Raw genomic sequence first — 580 nt, forward strand, 5'->3', positions numbered from 1 at the left:
TCGAAGCGGGCACCGTCTGGGTCAACCGCTACAGCCGCTCGCGCGACCACATCCTGCCGACCGGCGGCTACAAGCGCTCGGGCATCGGCAAGGACCTCGGCCGCGAGGCCTATCTCGCCAATCGCAGGACCAAGAGCGTCCTGATCAGCCTCTAGAGAGATGCCGATGAAGTCCTATTCGATCGCCCTGATCCCCGGTGACGGCATCGGCCGCGACGTGACCGCCGCCGCCTGGACGGTGCTGGAAACGGTGGCCCATCACTCCGGCTTTGCCGTGACCGGAACCGAGTTTCCATGGTCCTGCAAATTCTACAAAGAGACCGGCCGCATGATGTCGGAGGACGGCATCGAGACCTTGCGCGGCTTCGACGCCATTCTCCTCGGCGCCGTGGGATGGCCGGCCGAGGTGCCGGATTCGGTTTCGCTGCACGGCCTGCTGCTGCCGATCCGCAAGGCATTCGTGCAATACGCCAACACCCGGCCGCACCGCCTGTTGCCGGGCGTCACGGGACCGCTGCGGGCGGAAAGCTTCGACATCCTGTGCATCCGTGAGAACACCGAAGGAGAATATTCGGGCGCCG

2 protein-coding genes are annotated in these 580 nt (G+C 65.3%); both read left to right on the plus strand.

Annotated features, from left to right (window positions below; translation table 11 throughout):
- Nucleotides 1–155 (plus strand): aldehyde dehydrogenase family protein (locus EN852_RS34735; protein ID WP_135879587.1); only part of this gene is annotated, 155 nt, incomplete at its 5' end.
- 10 nt (nucleotides 156–165) lie between these two features.
- Nucleotides 166–580, plus strand: a 415-nt coding sequence (locus EN852_RS34740) for an isocitrate/isopropylmalate family dehydrogenase (RefSeq protein ID WP_246694486.1), incomplete at its 3' end; no start/stop codon positions are given.

This window comes from Mesorhizobium sp. M2E.F.Ca.ET.209.01.1.1 (genome assembly GCF_004010375.2).
Taxonomy (GTDB): Bacteria; Pseudomonadota; Alphaproteobacteria; order Rhizobiales; family Rhizobiaceae; genus Mesorhizobium.